The 18,524-nt window shown below is 65.5% G+C and carries 17 protein-coding genes; 7 read left to right on the top strand and 10 right to left on the bottom strand.

The features are described 5' to 3' along the window. Positions 1–214: 214 nt before the first annotated feature. From LQF10_RS02570 to LQF10_RS02550, 5 genes are all read right to left on the bottom strand, one after another. Positions 215–757 carry a winged helix DNA-binding protein gene (locus LQF10_RS02570; RefSeq protein ID WP_231065941.1) on the bottom strand — a complete coding sequence of 181 codons (543 nt, stop codon included), beginning with the start codon at positions 755–757 and terminating at the stop codon, positions 215–217. Between the two features lie 70 nt (positions 758–827). Beyond that, positions 828–2,231 carry a dicarboxylate/amino acid:cation symporter gene (locus tag LQF10_RS02565; protein ID WP_231065940.1) on the bottom strand — a complete coding sequence of 468 codons (1,404 nt, stop codon included), beginning with the start codon at positions 2,229–2,231 and terminating at the stop codon, positions 828–830. Positions 2,232–2,478: 247 nt separating this feature from the next. After that, on the bottom strand, positions 2,479–3,576 hold the full coding sequence (locus tag LQF10_RS02560; RefSeq protein WP_231065939.1) for a Gfo/Idh/MocA family protein: 1,098 nt from the start codon (positions 3,574–3,576) through the stop codon (positions 2,479–2,481). Continuing rightward, positions 3,573–4,310, bottom strand: coding sequence for a sugar phosphate isomerase/epimerase family protein (locus LQF10_RS02555; protein ID WP_231065938.1), 738 nt, complete (start codon positions 4,308–4,310; stop codon positions 3,573–3,575). Before LQF10_RS02555 ends, LQF10_RS02560 begins: the two co-directional genes overlap by 4 nt. 108 nt (positions 4,311–4,418) lie before the next feature. Beyond that, positions 4,419–4,823 (bottom strand): hypothetical protein, encoded by a 405-nt coding sequence (locus tag LQF10_RS02550; RefSeq protein ID WP_231065937.1) that lies wholly within the window; start codon positions 4,821–4,823, stop codon positions 4,419–4,421. A 211-nt stretch (positions 4,824–5,034) separates the two neighbouring features. On the opposite strand from LQF10_RS02550, the gene LQF10_RS02545 reads away from it, so the two are divergent. The 7 genes from LQF10_RS02545 to LQF10_RS02515 all read left to right on the top strand — a co-directional run bounded on the left by LQF10_RS02545 (position 5,035) and on the right by LQF10_RS02515 (position 11,252). After that, complete coding sequence (locus tag LQF10_RS02545; RefSeq protein ID WP_231065936.1) at positions 5,035–5,514, top strand: hypothetical protein; 480 nt, start codon at positions 5,035–5,037, stop codon at positions 5,512–5,514. A 90-nt stretch (positions 5,515–5,604) separates the two neighbouring features. After that, positions 5,605–6,633 (top strand): LacI family DNA-binding transcriptional regulator, encoded by a 1,029-nt coding sequence (locus LQF10_RS02540; RefSeq protein WP_231065935.1) that lies wholly within the window; start codon positions 5,605–5,607, stop codon positions 6,631–6,633. Positions 6,634–6,693: 60 nt separating this feature from the next. After that, the gene (locus LQF10_RS02535; protein ID WP_231065934.1) at positions 6,694–7,731 is read left to right on the top strand and encodes an ABC transporter substrate-binding protein; all 1,038 of its coding nucleotides are present in this window, start codon (positions 6,694–6,696) and stop codon (positions 7,729–7,731) included. Continuing rightward, a complete protein-coding gene (locus LQF10_RS02530) occupies positions 7,731–8,561 on the top strand; it encodes an ABC transporter permease (protein WP_231065933.1) in 831 nt (276 codons plus the stop codon). Before LQF10_RS02535 ends, LQF10_RS02530 begins: the two co-directional genes overlap by 1 nt. Continuing rightward, positions 8,558–9,352: an ABC transporter ATP-binding protein gene (locus LQF10_RS02525; RefSeq protein WP_231065932.1), complete on the top strand. Its 795-nt coding sequence runs from the start codon at positions 8,558–8,560 to the stop codon at positions 9,350–9,352. The genes LQF10_RS02530 and LQF10_RS02525 overlap by 4 nt, the downstream gene beginning before the upstream one ends. Next, positions 9,352–10,170 (top strand): ABC transporter permease, encoded by an 819-nt coding sequence (locus LQF10_RS02520; protein ID WP_231065931.1) that lies wholly within the window; start codon positions 9,352–9,354, stop codon positions 10,168–10,170. Before LQF10_RS02525 ends, LQF10_RS02520 begins: the two co-directional genes overlap by 1 nt. Then, a complete protein-coding gene (locus LQF10_RS02515; protein WP_231065930.1) occupies positions 10,167–11,252 on the top strand; it encodes an amidohydrolase family protein in 1,086 nt (361 codons plus the stop codon). Before LQF10_RS02520 ends, LQF10_RS02515 begins: the two co-directional genes overlap by 4 nt. A 391-nt stretch (positions 11,253–11,643) precedes the next feature. Here LQF10_RS02515 and LQF10_RS02510 read toward each other — a convergent pair whose 3' ends face one another. From LQF10_RS02510 to LQF10_RS02490, 5 genes are all read right to left on the bottom strand, one after another. After that, the gene (locus tag LQF10_RS02510) at positions 11,644–13,908 is read right to left on the bottom strand and encodes an FAD-dependent oxidoreductase (protein ID WP_231065929.1); all 2,265 of its coding nucleotides are present in this window, start codon (positions 13,906–13,908) and stop codon (positions 11,644–11,646) included. A gap of 3 nt (positions 13,909–13,911) precedes the next feature. After that, positions 13,912–14,844, bottom strand: a complete 933-nt coding sequence (locus LQF10_RS02505) for a MurR/RpiR family transcriptional regulator (RefSeq protein WP_231065928.1) — start codon at positions 14,842–14,844, stop codon at positions 13,912–13,914. A 124-nt stretch (positions 14,845–14,968) separates the two neighbouring features. Next, a complete protein-coding gene (locus LQF10_RS02500) occupies positions 14,969–16,291 on the bottom strand; it encodes an ABC transporter substrate-binding protein (protein WP_231065927.1) in 1,323 nt (440 codons plus the stop codon). Between the two features lie 56 nt (positions 16,292–16,347). Then, positions 16,348–17,235 (bottom strand): carbohydrate ABC transporter permease, encoded by an 888-nt coding sequence (locus LQF10_RS02495; RefSeq protein ID WP_231065926.1) that lies wholly within the window; start codon positions 17,233–17,235, stop codon positions 16,348–16,350. Next, positions 17,235–18,182: a carbohydrate ABC transporter permease gene (locus tag LQF10_RS02490; protein WP_231065925.1), complete on the bottom strand. Its 948-nt coding sequence runs from the start codon at positions 18,180–18,182 to the stop codon at positions 17,235–17,237. The genes LQF10_RS02495 and LQF10_RS02490 overlap by 1 nt, the downstream gene beginning before the upstream one ends. Positions 18,183–18,524: the final 342 nt, after the last annotated feature.

Raw genomic sequence — 18,524 nt, 5'->3', positions numbered from 1 at the left:
AGCACCGGCACCGGAGCCGTTGTGGCAGACCTCAGCCACGATGCTCAGGAAAGAGCTTTCCCCGCTTTGAATGGATTCACACTAAGTGCACATCTGGGCGTCGTCAACAGTCCACGCCATAATTTTGTGATCGGTCACTGCGCAACGCGCAGGATCACACCAAGAACCCGCGGCAGCAGAGTCTTTGAGCTCTGGTGCGGGCGAAGCTGGGGCCTCAGGGCAGCGCCGGCTGCTCCACGAGATCGGCCACCGCCGTCAACGTGGACCGCAGCTCCCTGGCCCGCTCAGTGCCGAGTGAACTCACCAATGCGTCAGCGAGTCGGATCCGAACCGCCTCCACCTGTTCGAGTACGGCCTGACCGGCCACGGAGACATGCATGAGCGCAGGTTCGCCCGCGGGATCGGCATCGTGGGCGTGCCGGCCGATCAGACCGCGCTCCTCGAGGCCCTCCACCGTCACTTCAGCCGCTTCAGGCACCTGGCCGGTGACATCGGCGATGGCACGCGGGTGGCTGGCTCCACCGGCCACGGCGGCCAGCACCTGCACCTCCCCCGCGCGTAGTCCGGTCACAGACTCGATCGCACGCGCAATCTGGGAACCAGCCGCGCCGATCCTGCTGAGCTCCTCAGCCAGGGAGAGGATCTCAGTCACCCCTGCTGCGGGTACGGCGTCCCGCACGTTGACCGTGGACAACGCGGCGTTGGTGGCGGGTTCATTGGCGGTCAGGCTTCGGGAACCGAGGCCCTCGTCGATCATGCTCACACCCCTCCCAACGCCTCGGGCCGCTCGGGAGTTCCCCCAAGCGGCCCGCGACGATTCCCAGCGGTCAAGCCGACGTGGATGCCTTCTCGCGGGCACCGAGCGATGCGCTGTCGGCGGCATCGTCACCGCCCTCGTCGTCGAACAGACCCTCGGCGTTGCCCGAACGGTACTTCTCCTCGTCGAGGATGCCCTCGCGCTTGGCCACGATCGTTGGCACCAGCGCCTGCCCGGCCACATTCACGGCGGTGCGGCCCATGTCCAGGATCGGGTCCACCGCGAGCAGCAGACCGACACCCTCCAGGGGCAGTCCGAGGGTGGAGAGGGTCAGCGTGAGCATGACCAGCGCGCCGGTGAGCCCTGCCGTCGCGGCCGATCCCACCACGGAGACGAAGGCGATCAACAGGTAGTCGGTGACGGTGAGCTGGATCCCGTAGAACTGTGCCACGAAGATCGCGGCGATCGCCGGGTAGATGGCGGCGCAGCCGTCCATCTTGGTGGTGGCGCCGAGCGGCACCGCGAACGAGGCGTACTCGCGGGGCACGCCGAGGTTGCGCTCGGTCACCCGTTCGGTCACCGGGAGGGTTCCGATCGAGGAGCGGGAGACGAACCCGAGCTGGATGGCCGGCCAGGCACCGCGGAAGTAGGACAGTACCGGCAGGCCGTTGGCCCGCAGCAGGATCGGGTAGAGCGCGAACAGCACGATCGCCAGACCCACGTAGATGGCGACGGCGAACGTGGCCAACGGTGCGAAGAGTTCGGTGCCGTAGGTGGCCACCGCGCGGCCGATCAGCCCGAGGGTGCCGAGCGGGGCGAGGCGGATGATCCACCAGAGCACCTTCTGGATCACCGCGAGTGCCGAGGCGTTGAAGCTGAGGAAGGCATCGGCCTTCGGACCCGAGCGCAGCGCCGCAATGCCAACCACGAGGGCGATCACCACGATCTGGAGCACGCTGAAGTTCAGGGATACCGACTCACCGCGCAGCCCGACGTCCAACCCGAGGAAGTTGCTCGGGATCAGGCCGGTCAGGAAGTCCACCCAACTGCCGGTGCGATCCGGCGCCTCGGCGAGGTCAGCGCTGATGGAGGTGTTCTCGCCCGGGCGGGTGATGAGCCCGAGCGCCATACCGATCGCCACCGAGATACCGGCGGTGATGGCGAACCAGAGCAACGTCTGGCCGGCCAGCCGGGCGGCGTTGGAGACCTTGCGGAGGTTGGCGATGGAGGCGACGATCGCAAGGAACACCAGCGGCGGCACGATCGCGCGCAGCAGTGTCACAAAGGAACCGCCGATCGTGGCGAGGGTCTCGGTGAGCCAGTTCGGGTCCTCCTCCGGGCCAACGGTGCCCATCTGCAGGGCGACCCAGCCGAGCACGGCACCCAGCACCAGCCCGAGGACGATCTGAATGCTGAAGGAGGGCAGCCGCAGACGGCGCCTGGTGGACTTCTCTGGAGTGGTGCCGGTAGACACGGGCGGAACCTTTCACGGTGGCGGGATGGTGCTGGGCCTCGGCCGCGCCCCTCGACGGGGCGCGCTTGTCCGAGGCCGCCGCCCATCCTCACCCCGCGTGCGGATCGGCACGACCGAGACCCGATCGCGTCCGCATGGCGGACGGCTCCGCTAGTCGCATCCTGAGACGCGTCAGCGCGCCTGAACGAACGAGCCCTCGATTCCCGGTGGGGATCGAGGGCTCGTGGGGCTGGTTCCAGGCCCCGGCTCAGAGCGTGGCGGCAGTGGGGTCCCACGTCTCCGCGAGCGCGGCCGGAACAGTGACGGTACTCGTCACGTCCACCGACGCACCGGAGGCGGCCGCCTCGGTGATGGAGATCATCACGTCGAGCACGTGGAAGGCGATCTCACCGGACGCACGCTCGGGCTCGCCGGACCGAATGGCTCTGGCGAGTTCGAGCACGCCCGTCCCGCGAGTGGTGGTGGCGCCGACGGCTGCGATTTCCTCAGCGTCCTTCGCCCCTGGGGACCAGAACACGGTGCTGCCCTCGAATGTGTTCGGGTCCGGGACCACGAACGCTCCAGCACTTCCCGTGACCTCGAGCAGGGTGCGCCTGATGTCGGACTCAAAACTGAACACGGCTTGAGCGGCGGCCCCGGATTCGAACTCGATGAGCGCACTGTGATGTGTGGGCACATGAACGCCGAACTCGGTGCCTGCCTTGGGCCCTGAACCGATCGTACGGACCGGCCGCGCTGTGGAGTGTGTGGCGCTCACCCGGGTGATGGGCCCGAGCAGGTGCACCAACGCCGTCAGGTAATACGGCCCGATGTCGAACAACGGACCGCCCCCCACATCGAAGAGGAACTCTGGGCTCGGGTGCCACGACTCTGGGCCCGGAGCCTGGAACAGCACGAGCGCGTTCAACGGCGTGCCGATGCGACCGGACCGGATCTGGCGAAGCGTGGTCTGAAATCCGGCACCGAGAATGGTATCCGGAGCACATGCCACACGTAGTCCTGCGGCCGCGGCCGAGTCGAGCAGGCCCCGCGCGGATGTCCGATCGAGAGCGAGCGGCTTCTCGCTCCATTGATGCTTGCCCGCAGCAATGATCAGCTGGCCCACCTCTGCATGGACGGCAGGGATGGTCAGGTTGACGACGATCTCGACATCGTCGACGGCGAGCAGTTCTGCGACCGTGCCGTGCCCGGGCACACCGAACTCTGCGGCCTGGGCGCGCGCCCGGTCGACGTCCAGATCAGCAATGAAAAGGACCTCGAGATCGCTGAAGGCGGTGAGGTTCTTCAAGTACTGGGAGCTGATCACCCCGGCGCCGATGACGCCGACACCCACCTTCGCGCTCATGCGCGGCCGACCAGGTAGGCGAGGCTCGTCGCAACGCCCTCGAACACGTCGCCGTCGTAGTCGTCGAACTCCACCACGCGCACGGCGCTCGGTGAGGCCGCCAGGATCGCCTCGATCGGCGCCTGGCCTGCCCCGGCGGGAAGCTGCGCCTTGTTGTCGCGAGTAAGAGGGCCGTCCTTGATGTGCAGGAATCCAACCTGGTCGCCGAGTCGCTCCTGCAGTGCCGGAGCCGATTGCCCGCCGACTTCCGCCCAGTAGGTGTCCACTTCGAGGACGACCCGCTCGTCGAGAGCGGCTGCGAAGATCTCCAGCGCTGGGGTGCCGTCAATCTCGGCGAGCTCCCACCAGTGGTTGTGATAGCCCACCTGAAGGCCTCGATCCGCTGCCTGCCCGGCGAGGGAGTTCAGGCGCGCAGCGAGACCCTCGACGCTCTGGCGGTCGCTCCACTTGTCGGCGTGGATCGCGGGATCGATCACCGTGCCGATTCCGAGCGCCTTGGCAGCGTCGAACGTGGCGCTGGGATCGTCCACCTCGACCAACTTGGCATGCCCGGAGGGAATCTCCAGACCCGACGCCTGCTTGGCAGCCAGGTACTCGTCGACCCGGTCGACGAATCCAAATGCCTCCACAGACTGAAAGCCGATCTCGGCGAGTCTGCGCAGGGTGGCGGTCATATCCGTGCTCATGGCGTCACGGACGGAGTACAGCTGGACGGAGATCGGCGCTCCGGTCATGTCAGGGGGCTCCTCGATGAGACTGCTGAATCTGTGGGCACGCGCCACGATACCCAGTTCTTCGGAAAAACGAAACGTTTCGGCTCGAGTCGCCTGAACGTCAGGAATTCACCCACTTCCCGCGAGCACGCGGCGCACATCCGCCAGTAATGTCCTGCTCACGCGGACGCCGTCGGCTGGGCCGAACGGCACACGCAGCGGCGGTGCGCTGGCGTGCGAGCGTGGTGGCGGGATCACCCGGGCCGCTCCGGCGTACAGATGCCGTGCGGGTCCATACCGTGCTCGAAGTGTCGCCACCGCGAGTGGCGTGGAGATCACGAACACGTCCGCCCCTGAGCCCACGTCGGCCACGATCTGCTCGACGTTGACGAATGAGCGGGGCGGCAGGCGCGGCACGCTGATCAGCACGGTCGGAGCGGTGCGCACCTCAGCGTTGAGCCACTGCACCAGTGCCTCCACCTCAGCCCGATCGGTGACCGGCTGGGCTCCCTGCGTGTGCCGATCTCTGCGCATGCCTGGTACGACGGGCGAATGTGCTCCCGATCACGAAAGGGGCCATGTGACATGCGTCACGTTCACCTGGGCCATGACACTCGTCATGACCGGACCATGACACGAGGGCCAGAAGAAGGTGCGTGGGCGCACTGCCGCCGGCGCTGGGGGCGCACAAGACTGGAGGGAGTCCACCACCCGCCAACCAGGCGGCCGACCGAAAGAGTGAGAAATGATCGAGGCCCTGCGTGAGTTCACCGAGAGTCTGCCAACCATCGTGCAGTGGCTCGGCATCCTGCTGGCCGGCGCCATCCCTTTCATCGAGTCCTACTCCGGTTCCGTCATTGGCGTCCTGGCCGGAATGAGTCCGTTCGTCGCAGTCCCGGCAGCGATCGTCGGGAATGTGGCCTCGATGCTGATCCTGGTGCTGGGGGCAGCAAAGGCCCGCGATGCCGCCACTCGCAATCGCGAGCAGACCACCTCGCCGAAACGGGCCAAGCTGAAGCGCATGTTCGACAAGTACGGCGTAGCAGGGGTGAGCCTCCTCGGCCAGACCGTGCTGCCCAGTCAGATCACGTCGGTCGCGATGGTCTCGTTCGGCGCATCCAAGGACGCGGTGATCCGCTGGCAGATCGTCTCGATCATCCTGTGGGGCGTCGCATTCGGGACGCTCGCGACCCTAGGCGCCGATCTCCTCACGACGGGAACCTGAGCGGCGGTCGTGGGCCTCGCGCCAGGGACGCACCGAGGTGACAGACTGGACGCCGACCGGGATCGATCCCGGCAGGAGGGAAGACCCGAGGTGCCCACGACCAACGATGCCAAGCCACTCACTCTCGCCGATATCGCCAAGCTCGCCGGGGTGAGTCGATCCGCCGCCTCTCGAGCGCTGGATCGACGCTCCCCGGTGGGCGGGGAACGAGCCGACCGCGTGCGTGCGATCGCTGCGGCGCACGGCTACGTCCCAAACTCACGGGCAGCCAACCTTCGTCGTCAACGCACAGGGCTGATCGGCGTCGTGGTACCGCGACTCACGGACACCGTCATGGCCATGTTGTACGAAGCGATCGTCGACGAGTGCACCACGCGCGGTTGCCAGGCAACCGTGGTGACCACGGACGATGATCCACGCGCCGAGCTCGAGCGCGGCCGCGCACTCCTGGACCAGCGCGTTGACGGTTTCATCGTCACGACGGCTCGTACCGATGGCGCCGATCCCTTCCTGCTCGAACTGCGAGATCGCGGCATCCCGTACGCACTCGCACTGCGCACCGACGGTGAGAGCCCTTCGGCGCTGGGGGATGACGAACTCGGCGGATACCTCGCCACCGGCCACCTCATCGAAGCCGGGCACGAACGGATCGCCTTTGTCGGCGGAGCCCCGTACGCGTCCTCCTCCCAAGGTCGTCACGCCGGGTATCTACGGGCGATGACGGACGCCGGCCTCACGGTGTCGCCGGAACTCGTTCACGAGACGGACTTCAGCATGCGCGCCGGCGTGCGCACCGGCAATCTGTTGCTCGCCCTTGCCGACCCCCCCACGGCGGTCTTCACCGCGAACGACAGCCTCGCCGTCGGCCTCATCTCAGCCGCGCTACGAGCCGGCCTGCGGGTACCGGAGGACCTCTCCCTGGTGGGGTACAACGACACCCCGATCGCGGCGCACCTAGCGACACCGCTCACCTCGCTCGCGGTCCCCTTCCACGAGATCGCTGCCGACGCTGTCTCACTCCTCCTGGATGGCCCGGACGCTTCATCCGGACCAGTGCTGCGCCGCGCTCCGCGGCTCGTCCCACGTGGGTCTGTGCACCTTCGCGGGACCGAGGGTTGACCTAGCGGGATCGATCCCGCTAACGTGATCGTCGTCCACCCACAACGAAGGACGACGATGATGTCTTCTACATACACCTCTAGCCATTCTGCGCATCGAAACGCTGCCCTGCCGGCCAACGAAGCTCGTCGGGATCGATCCCGAGCGCCTCATCGGATCAGCCTGGCCGCCGCGTTCCTCGGCGCTGCCGCTCTCACCGCCTGTAGCGCCAGCGGGGCGACCGAGGACTCGTTCACCCTGGCCCTGATCGAGCCGGACCTGACCACTGTTCCCCTCATGGCCGCCGCGGCTGAACTTCGGGAAGACGGCATCGATGTGGAGGTCGTCGAACTCGCCGAGCCCGAGCTCGCGATCGAGGGGCTCGCCCAGGGTGATTACCAGATCTCCGCCGAAGCTACGAGCCCCGCCCTCATCGCAATCGAGCGCGGTGCGCCCATCCGGATCGTCGCCGATGTCATCGGCAATCAGTGGGCGATCTACAGCCAGCCCGATCTGACGACGTGTGACAGCCTGGTCGACCGGCCCGTGGGGATCTTCTCCGAGGGTGCCGTCGCGACTGCCATGGTCCGCAACTGGGTTGCCGACGAGTGCACATCCGGTGAGCCGGAGTATCTCGTGATCGGCGGTTCGGACGTCCGCGCGCAGGCCCTGCTCGCTGGCGAGATCGACGGCACCGCACTGGAGGTGGCCGATGCGGTCACACTCGCGACAACCTCTGACGCGGACCTCTACGAGCTCGCCGATTTCGGCGCGAGTCTGCCCGATCTGCATCCGCAGACCGTCTACGCCAATTCCGACTTCCTTGGCGACCAGCCGGAGCTCGCTCAGGCGTTCATCGATTCCTTGATCGATATCCACGGGCAGATCAATGAGGACCCGGAGGTCCTGGCCTCCCTCGCGGAGGAACACCTCGGCGTCGAGGCCGACGAGACGCTGAGTGCCATCGCCCAGGAGTACGCCGACCGTGGCCTCTTTGACGCTGCGGCGCTCACTCCGGAGAACGTGCAGGGCACGATCGACTTCTTCGCAGAAGCTGGCGTCATCGACGACCTAGCCGTGGAGGACGCGGCCGACCTGTCCTTCCTCACGAACAACTGATGGCTACCACCGACACGTCGTCCCGGACGGTGCCTGCCCCGCAACGGCGACGAACTACTCGGGACCGGCTCGACTCGGTACGCACCTACCAAGTGCTCACCTTCGCCGTGTTCGCGATCGGCTGGCAGGTGTACGGCACCCACTTCGGCGGCCTGCTGGTGCCCACCTTCACCGAGACCGTGGGAGCGTTCTGGTCCACGATCGGCACTGCCGACTTCTGGAGCGCGTTCGCCGTATCGAACCAAGCATTGGTCCTCGGGTTCGCAGCCGCCGTGACGATCGGTCTCCCCGCCGGAATCCTGCTCGGACGATTCCGCACCTTGGAGCGCCTCAGCAATGTCTATCTGAACATCCTGCTCGTCACCCCGATGGCCGCGATCATCCCCCTGCTGATCATGTCCGTGGGCTTCGGCCTGGTTTCTCGAGTGATCCTCGTGACGCTCTTCGCTGTGGTGATGATCATCGTGAATGTCCGGGCAGGTATTCGCCAGGTCGATCCGAGCCTCATTCAGATGGCACGCACCTTCGGAGCGAACGAAGCGCAGATCTGGCGGGCCGTCCTGCTGCCCGCAGCGCTGCCGTCCATCATGACCGGGATCCGCCTCGGCCTGGGCCGCGCCGTCACCGGCATGGTCATCGTGGAACTGCTGATGGTCTCGCTCGCCCTCGGCGGACTCATTCTCGAGTATCGAGGCGCTTTCGACGGGCCGGCACTGTACTCGGTGATCGTCGCCATTCTCGCCGAAGCACTCATTCTCATCTCGCTCGCCCAATGGCTCGAACGCAAGATCGCGCCCTGGGCACCTGGACCCGGAAAGGCACGCCCATGATCGAGATCCGTGAACTCACGAAAACCTTCATCGGCCAGGACGGCAGTTCCGTGCACGCTCTCGGTGGTGTCGACCTGACTATCCGAGACAACGAGTTCGTGACCGTGCTCGGCCCCAGCGGGTGCGGGAAGACCACCATGCTGAAAATGGTGGCCGGCCTGCAGTCTTGGGACGAAGGCACGATCACCATCGACGGCACCCCGGTGACCGGGCCCGGGCCCGACCGCAGCATGGTCTTCCAGAACTTCGCCCTGTTGCCTTGGGCCACCGTGCTCGACAATGTGGCCTTCGGTCTGAGACTGCGTGGGGCTGAGCGCCGCAAGCGCGAAGAGCGCGCCCGTGAGCTCATCGAGATGGTCGGCCTGACCGGGTTCGAATCAAAACGCCCCGGGGAACTCTCCGGCGGAATGCAGCAGCGGGTCGGCATTGCTCGTGCGCTCGCTGTCGATCCTCAGATCCTGCTCATGGACGAGCCGTTCGGCGCCGTGGACGAACAGACCCGGCGGCTCCTTCAGGAAGAGCTGCTTGATATCTGGGAGCGCAACCGGCTCACCGTCGTCTTCGTCACGCACTCGATGGAAGAGGCCGTCCTGCTCGGAGATCGAGTGGTGCTGATGAGCGCTCGGCCCGGGCAGATCGCAGAGATCGTGGATGTTCCGCTCGAGCGCCCGCGGTCGAGCGACGTCGGCGGTCTGGAACGCTCTCGCGAGTACGTCGAGATCACTGCCCACCTCTGGGACCGGCTGCGCTCGATGCACACCGAGCATCGAGCGAACGGGAAGGCCTCCTGATGAGCGCGGTGGCCCAACGCGTCAGCGCCGCAAGCGCTCGTACCTGGCCAACGTTCCGGCTCGGCAACGCCGGCACCGCCGCCCTCTCGCTCACCGTGGGCGTGCTGGTCTGGGAACTTCTCGGCCGCGTGTTCGCCGTCCCGTTCTTTCCTCCGTTCACCGACGTCGTCGCGACGCTCGTCCAGATGGTCATCCAGGGCGACATCCTCGGCAACCTCGCGATCAGCCTCAGCAACCTCGTGCTCGGCTTCGGTATCTCCCTTACTCTCGGGATCGTCGTGGGTACGGCGATGGGCCGCTACTGGCGAGTGAAGGCGGCGCTCGGTGTGTACGTCTATGCGTTGCTGACGGCGCCGTCGCTAGTGTTCGCACCGATCTTCTTCTCGATCTTCGGGGCGGGCCAAGGATCGATCGTGGCCGTCGTAGTCATGTACTCCGCCTTCGTGATGATCATCAACACCGCCTCCGCCGTGGAGAACGTTCCGACGTCACTGACGGAGATGGCGCGTTCCTACGGCGCGTCCGAGTGGCAGATCCTCTGGCGGATCGTTCTTCCCGCTGCACTTCCAACGATGATGGCGGGTATCCGCCTAGGCACCGGTCGCGCTGTGCTCGGCATGATCAACGGCGAGATGTTCATCGCTGTGATCGGTCTGGGCCGGCTGGTCACGCAGGCCGGGAAGTCGTTCGACGGCGCAGCAGTCCTGGCAGTGCTGATGGTCATCATCGTGGTCGCGCTCGGCGCGGTCGGGCTGGTTCAACTCGTCGACCGCAAGCTCACCAGCTGGGTGCCGGAGACGAGCAGGGAGAAGTCATGAAGATCGATGCGTTCAGTCACATCCTGCCTCCTCGATACTTCGAGGTGATGCAAGGAATGGTGCGCGATCCTCGTGCACTGAAGCGGTGGCTCACCCTTCCTGCCTTATACGACGTCGATGCTCGTCTGGCGATGATGGAAGAGTTCGGGCCGGACTTCAGCCAGATCTTGACGCTGTCCTCACCGCCGATCGAGCTGCTGGCGGAACCGGACTCCTCCGGGGCGCTGGCTCGGCTCGCCAACGAGACCCTTGCTGAGCTGGTCACCCAGCATCCGCGCCGCTTCCCGGCATTCGTCGCGTCGCTGCCGCTGAACAACGTGGCGGCATCGTTGGCTGAGATCGAGTACGCAATCGACGAGCTCGGCGCCGTCGGTGTGCAGATGTTCACCAACGTCAACGGGGTGCCGATCGACGATCCGCAGTTCGAGCCGATCTACGCGGCGATGGCCCGGCGCGATCTGCCGATCTGGTTGCACCCGACGCGGTCGGCCACCACTGCGGATTACCGGACCGAGGAGACGTCCCAGTATGAGATCTGGTGGGCGCTGGGCTGGCCCTATGAGAGCAGTGTGGCGATGTCCCGCTTGGTCTTCTCGGGCGTGCTTGAGCGCTACCCGGATCTAGCGATCATCACCCATCACATGGGGGCGATGATCCCGTTCCTCGAAGGACGCATCCGTCTCGGCTGGGCGGACCAGTTCGGGAGCCGGACCCATGGAGAAGAGGCGCGATCGGCACTGGCCCGGCTCTCGCGGGAACCGATCGAGTACTTCCGGTCCTTCTATGCCGATACCTCCCTATCCGGGTCTGCGATCGGCACCCGGTGCGGACTGGACTTCTTCGGCAGCGAGCACGTGGTATTCGCCTCCGACTGCCCGTTCGACCCAGAGGGCGGGCCGATGTACATCCGCGAGATGATCCGCGTGATCGACTCCCTCGAGATCGATGAAGGCGTCCGGGACCAGATCTACTCAGGAAACGTGGACCGCCTCACGCACGGCCGGCTAGGTCTCCTGCTCCAGGATCTCGGCCACGGACACCCCGGGGAGAAGGCGGACGCCGGGATCGGTCGCGCCCACTGAACGAGCCGCCAGTAGATCACGCGGGCGCAGCGCCGGAGCTTCATCTGAGCCCGGGTCGAACCCGGGCGGGTCGGCTTCTCAGCACGACCCGCCCGGAGAGCGTGTGCACGTGCAGGCCCGGGGGAGAATCCACACTCGGCACGCTCACCTGGTAAGACACCAGTAACGAGAAAGCGTCACGCTGGAGCCTTGTGACTTCGGTCATACCGCTGGGATTCCCGGCGATGGAGCGATCCCCTGTCCCTGGTCTTGCGCTGGCGTTGCGTACCGGCAGGCACGCTGGCTGTTGGAGCGCAATCGCACCAGGTGCTCGATACGGCGAATTTGAGCGAGCGTTGAGCTCGACGGCCATCGTGACCGTGATGCCGGACCGGTACGTCACCGAGCGCAGCTACTCTTCGGCAGCCCACGCCCGCAGCGACACCACACGCGCCTGCGGAACCCCGTTCGTGCCGGTCACCACCAGTCGTAGAGACGTCGCAGCGACGGGCTGCGGCAGTCGGTGGCGCCGGTGCCGCATCCGGTTGGCGGTGACGTCGGCGATCACCGTAGAAGTGCCGGCCTCGTCGACCACCTCGATCCGATAATCGCTGACCAGCGTCGGCAGCACGTCGAACGGGGTCCGATGATGATGGAGGTTGATGAGGTCCTCGTCCAGGTCGTCATCGAAAATCACGGCGACTTCTCCGATCGAGACAACAGGATCCCAGGCAAGATGCAGTTGCGGCTCGGGGTCCTCAGTCAATGGCTCTGAGATCCACATCTGAGGCCCCGCCCACGGCCGCGAATAGCCTCCGACGGCCTTCTCGGCGGCAAAGGCACCAGTGGCCGTCGCGAGCCGCAGGCACGGAGCCGTGCGGTGCAGAACTTGCTTCCACGCGCGCCACTGCTCGGTGTACGGCTCCTCGTTGGAGAGTTCGCGATAGGTCAGCGCAACCACACCTGGCAGCGGCCCCGGGGACGTGTGCACGGCTATGTGCGAATTGGCGTGCAGCACGAGGAAGGCGTTCTGCGGTGTGCTCGGCTGCCAACGCACCGGCACGGTGATCCACTGTGCTGTTCCAGCGGTGACCTGCACGCAAACACCGGCCACCTGTGCGTGCGGGACATAGTTCTGAGGACGTCCCACCTCGTGCACATCGACGGTAAGTTCGGTGTCTCGCTCGGCGTCGATCAGCAGCTCAATACCCTCAAGCGCCGGATCCACCGGTACCACCACACCTAGTGAAGAGATGAGCTCCCACCGGCCCGACGACGCGCTCGCACCGAGGCCGGTGAGCTGCGAGGTCGCGGTGATCCGGGCTGCTAGCGCATGGTCCGTGGGATCGTCGTGGCGGACGCCGAGGACCGAGGCGTCGGTGCGCACGATCGCCCGGCGTACCTCGTCCAGATGTTCCGACGCCAGTTCGCGCGGAGTGCATCCCTGCTGTGCACTCAATGCCGCGCCGAGACCCGCAGCCTCTCCGATCACCCCGCAGGTGGCCATCACCCGGGTACTACCGAATGCGACGTGAGTGGCCGATATGTTCCGGCCGGCCATCCACATGTTGGAGACGTTCTGGGAGTACAACGATCGCAAGGGGATGTGATAGTTACCGTCGGGGTGCCAATGCCTCGATCCCTTCTCCGTGGCATACATCCCGCCCGGCGGGTGCAAGTCGATCGACCATCCCCCGAAGGCCACCCGATCCTCGAACGGCGTCTGGTCCAGCACATCATGCTGGGTGAGGACGTGATCGCCGAGGAATCGTCGATACTCCCGCTTTCCTGGCACCGCGCCGATCCATTCCAACGTCAGGTTGTCGGCGTCGAACTTGCCAGAGTTCTTGAGGTAGTCCCAGATCCCGTAGATGGCCGCTTGCAACTCATCCCGGATCTCCTCGTTGTGAGCCACGACGTCGCGGTCTCCACCCCACTCGATCCACCAGTAGTCGCAGCCGTTCGCCCCCTTGTGGATGTCACGCAGGGTCGGAATCGACGTCTCGGTGATGTCCCGAGCGAAGGACGGTGGCACATACTTCACCGGGTAGCCGACGTCTTTGACATAGAAGAGGATCGTCGACCCCAGTGTCTCGGCGTCCGCGGAAACCGGCGCCCACGATTCCTGGTACTCCTCGCGGGACTCGCGACCAGTCCTGTACCGCGCACCGGCGAGAAAGCCGACGAGTCCGTCGCCGCTGGCGTCGATGTACATCGTCGAGCGGAACTGCAGACGTCGCTCCGAACCCATCTGCCAGCCGGAAACCGACCTGATCTGCCGATTCTCGAGCGGACCCTCGGCCTCGACGTCCCGGACGTCGGTGTTGAGGAACAGCTCGATTCCGGACTCGGCGCGGACTGCCTCGAGCAGCACCAGATCCCAGTAGTAGGGGTTGCCCTCCGGATTGGTGAACTGATTCTCGACGAACAACTCACCCATGATCCCGGTCTCGCGTGCATAGTGCTGGACCCCGTGCGCTGTGGCGCCGCACACCCAGACCCGAACCTCGCTCGATGAATTTCCCCCGAGGACGGGTCGGTTTTGGACCAGGGATACCCGCATCCCCTGCCGTGCGGCGGCAAGCGCCGCACAGACCCCGGCCAGCCCGCCACCGACCACGGTGATGTCGCTGTGCACCGTTTCCAGCGGAATGAGGTCAACGTCGTAGGACGTCACGTGTTATCGATCTCCATGAGCAGTAGGAATCTTGTCGAACAGGCTCGCCGCCAACCCGAGACCACCCGGCACGCGCTGGGCGACGAGCACCCACAGCAGCGAGGTCGTCAAGGTGTCGCTCGCGCGCCCGGCGAAGAAGTCGGTCCACGTCAGCCCCTCCCGGATCCCGGTGAAGATACTGATCTCTGAGCGATCGGCGAGAACCGAGTCCGGATCACCGGTGATGGCCACCGTGTGAGCGGAGTTTTTTCGCGCACGGTCACAGAACTCGAGACCGACCTCATCGTTTCCGCTGCGCGAGAGAATGAGCGCCACGTCGCCAGGCCCCATCATGCTGGCCAGTACCTGCGAGGTGACGGCGCCGTCGTGGAACCAGACCGGCAGGCCAATCCGGAGCAGGCGCATGTACAGCTCGGACACGGCCACCGAGTCGGCCCACTCGCCGTGCAGGTGGATGCGTCGAGCGGAAGCGATCCAGTCCGCTGCCTGGACCACCAGGTCGACGTCGATGGCCCCCATGGCCGTGCGTGCCGCGCGTTGCTGATTGGCGGCCAGTACTTCCAGGACGGCCTTCGGACCGTCTTCGGGCAGGATCTCGTCGCCGATGTCGCGGTGCCAGCCCGCCTCCATCTCGCGCCCGTGCTCGGTGGCGATCGCGGCGCGCATCGCGGGGAAGCCGACGAAGCCGAGATAGGCCGCCAAGCGGCTCAAGCTCGCGGGCGAGACATCAGCCGACCGTGCGAGACCGGTGATAGACGACTCGCCGACCTCACCCGGATGGTCCACGATGTACTGCGCGCTGCGGGCCATCGTCCGCTTCAGTCGCGGCAACGCTTCGCGCAACGCTTGTAGCGGGCTGGGTCCGTAGTCGACGTCCGCACCGTGATCCGCGCCATCTCTCTGCGGGCCACTATCGCGAGCCTCCGAGTCTCTCACTTGCCTACTCCTTCTCGCCTCGACGAACCGGAGATCGCCGGAGCCTGTTGTGTGTGCAGCAGCACCCGTGGCTGCCGCTCAACGCTCCGCTCACCCGCTCCACGGCGGATGAGCCTGTTAGCCATTAGGAGATCAAACCGTTCACCGCTTCGCCAGCCGCCCGCATCCCTTCCTCGGGTGTCTGGTTGCCGAGCAGAACGGCCTGGACACTGTCGGCTACCGCGGTCTCCATCTGCGCATACTCGGTGAACTCCCAGAAGGGGCTGGGGGTGGCGGTGGCTGTGATGTTGTCGGTGAAGGCCGTGAGGAACTCATCCTCCTGCACTTCCGGGCTCTCGAGCCCCTCGGACGTGGTGGGCGGGTTGCTCGAGGCATCGAAGTAGCCGAGGACCGTGTCCAGGTCCGATGTCAGCCACCGCGCGAACTCGGTCCCTGAGATGGACTCCTCGCCGTCGGTCACGACGAGGATGTGTCCCCATGCCAATGCTTGCGGGACGTCGCCGGCGTTGCGCACCGGGCGCGCCAACGGGATCATCTTCGAGCGGATCTCGGCGTCGGGCGAGTTGGTCACCACGATCGCCGAGCCGATTGGCGCGTCGTCGTAGTAGGCGGTCCGGCCCTGGCTGAACAGGTTACGGGCGGCACTGCGCTCGATGTCGGGCGCGATGAGGCCGTCGGTGTAGAGCTTCTTGTACCAGGTCATTGCCTCGATGGAGGCCTCGTCGCCCACCGTGCAGCGCCCGTCCTCGACCACGGCCGATCCGAAGGTCTGCATCCAGACGATGAAGTCCTTGAGCTGCGCCACTTCGGTCGAGGCCGCGTACGGGACGACATCGCTGCCCAGGCTTTTCACCTCCCGCAGCACGTCCTCGAACTCGGTCACGGTGCTCGGTACGAAGTCGATGCCGGCCTGCTCCAGGAGTTCGGCGTTGCCGATCAGTCCGATCGCTGCCGTGGTCCACGGGATCCCGTATTGCACACCGTCGAACTGGCCGGTCCCCAACGCCGCTTCGGTGTACCCGGCATCGCTGGTGTACTCGGACAGGTCGGCCAGCGTGCCGGTGGCCACCATGGGTGCCAGCCAGGCGATGTCCAGGTGAGCCACGCCGGAGAGCTCGCCGCCCCGGCTCTGCAGGACCATCTGGTTCAGAGCCTCGTTGTAGGCATAGCTCGACTCGCTAATACTGATGCCTTCGCCGGAGGCGTAGTCGGAGACGGTCTGCTCCAGCCATTCCTTCGGCGGGTCCTCGGACAATGCGAACGAGGTGAAGGTGAAGCCCTGGCCGGCCTCACCAGAGGGCGCGTTGGCCGTGCCCGACCCTGAATCGGAGCAGGCTGCCAGGCCGAGCCCACCCAGGCCGAGGGCACCCCCGAGGCTGAGCAGGTTCCGGCGGCTCAGGTCGGTCACTCCGCGGCGGTTGTGGTTCGTGCTGGTCGTACGGTTCATTGCAGTTCTCCTTCGTGACATGCGTGAGGACTCATCGGCGTTGATGGTGGAAGTGGTTAGCCCTTGACGGCGCCAGCAGTGATGCCGCCAACCAGGTGGCGTTGGAGCGCAACGAACGCCACCGCCACGGGGAGCGCAACGAGGACAGAGGCGGCCATAAGCTCAGGCCAGTCGGTCGCAGCTTCTCCGATGTAGCGGTTGACCAGGGCGGGTGGAAGCGTCTGGCGCTCCGGACCGGTCAGCGTCAATGCGAAGATGAAGTCGTTCCAACCGCGCATGAAGGCGAACAGCCCGGATGCGACTAGGCCGGGCGCGGCCAGGGGAAGCACGATCGCGTGCAGCGTGCGCCAGTTGGAGGCTCCGTCGATCTTCGACGCCTCGATGATGTCGTCGGGGAGGTTGTCGAAGAATCCTTTGAGCATCCACACGCACAGCGGCAGCGTGAAGGTCGTGAACGAGATGATCAGCACGAAGTACGTGTTGAGAAGCCCGAACGTCGCGAAGATCCCGTAGAGCGTCACCAGCAGCAGTGCCGAGGGCAGCATCTGGCTAGACAGGACGAAGTACAGGAGGGTGCGCCGCCCGCGGTAGCGGAACTTCGAGATGGAGTAGCCCATGTACATCGACGTCACGACACTGAGCACGGCAGTGATCACCGAGACGATCACCGAGTTCGCCAGCCAACCGAAGATCTCCGGATCGGTGAAGACGCTGCGATAGTTGTCGAAGGTGACCGACTCCGGGAAGAAGGTCACCGGATAGCGGTACACCAGGCTGTCCGGGGTGATCGAGGTGATCAGCAGCCAGTACACGGGAGCGAAGGCGAACAGCCCGAATCCCACGACGGCGGCCCACGGCCCCAACGGGAAGGTGCGCCTGCTTCTGTGCGTGCGCGCCACGGCCCGCTGGCGAGGTGCCGAACGCGTTTCGGTGGTCACAACCATCAGTTCGCCTCTTTGCGCTCGGAAAACCGGACGTAGAAGACCACGAGGACGAGCAGGACGATCATCCACAGAATCCCAATAGCGCCCGCCTGCCCGAGGTCGTAGGAACGGAACGCTGAGTCGTAGAGGGCAGTGGCTAGGGTCTGGGTGGTCTGTGCTGGCCCACCGCCGGTCATGACGAAGATCAGGTCGAAGTGCTGGAAGTTCCAGATGAACTCGAGGAGGACGACGATTCCGGCAACGCCGCTGATGTGCGGCCAGGTCACCGTCCAGAACCGTCGGATCTTGCCGGCACCATCGAGCGAGGCCGCTTCGTGCAGGTCCTCCGGAACGGTCTGCAGGGCGGCAAGGAGCATGACCATGATCCACGGGAACGCGTTCCAGGACTTGGCCACGATTAGAGCACCCCGAGCGGTGGTGGTGTCGAACAGCCAGGCACGCGGTCCGTCAATCAAGGACAACTGCTCCAACAGACCGTTAAGAGCCCCATAACTGGCATCGAAGATCCACATCCACAGGAAGGAGACCACGACGGCGGGCAGGAGCCAGGGGAACAGGAAGGCACCGCGCAGGATGCTGCGTCCGGGCAGGCGTGCATTCAGCGCGAGCGCGACACCGAGCCCGACGATGAAGGGTAGAACAGTCGCGCCGACAGTGAAGATCCCGGTCTGCCACAACAACCGGACGAAGTCATCTCCGAGCGCTGCCTGGATATTGGCCAGACCGACGAACTCTCTGCCTGGGTAGAGCAGACTCTCGCTGAAGAAGGCCGAACTCAGCGAACGCACGAGTGGGTACAGAACCACTGCAAGCAGCATTGCCACACCAGGCAGGATCAACAGCCACGCGAAGCGCAGATCGCTGATACGTCGAGCTGACCGCTGGGAGTCGCGGAAAGTCGATCCGGATAGGTCCCATTGCGGTCGCGCATTCTTCGTCGTGGTCATGATCCGTGCCTCGAGGCTGCCCACTCCACTGCGATCTCCTTCGATCCGACACCAATACGACAGACATTATCGCTTTGGCGTCTCACAAGCAACAATTTCGAGAAAGCTGTTCAAGCGAATGAGCCACGACGGGGGCGTCACACCCACCCCGAGCGCACCTCAGCTCGGTGGCCGATGCCAGCGAGGAGCTCGTCGCGCATCACGGATTCCTCGCCACCGTCCCGCGCACACCGACCGCCAGGCGTCACCAACGTCGTGAGCCAGAACAACAAGAGTGCGGTGCGCCAACACCCGCCTGGTTGAGCGCCGGAGCCGGCTCGCGCACATGGAAGTCCACGGGGC

The sequence above is a fragment of the Ruania halotolerans genome (assembly GCF_021049285.1).
In the GTDB taxonomy this organism is placed as follows: Bacteria; Actinomycetota; Actinomycetes; order Actinomycetales; family Beutenbergiaceae; genus Ruania; species Ruania halotolerans.
The sequence above is the reverse complement of the archived record's forward strand: the minus strand, read 5'-3'. Positions and strand labels throughout refer to the sequence as shown.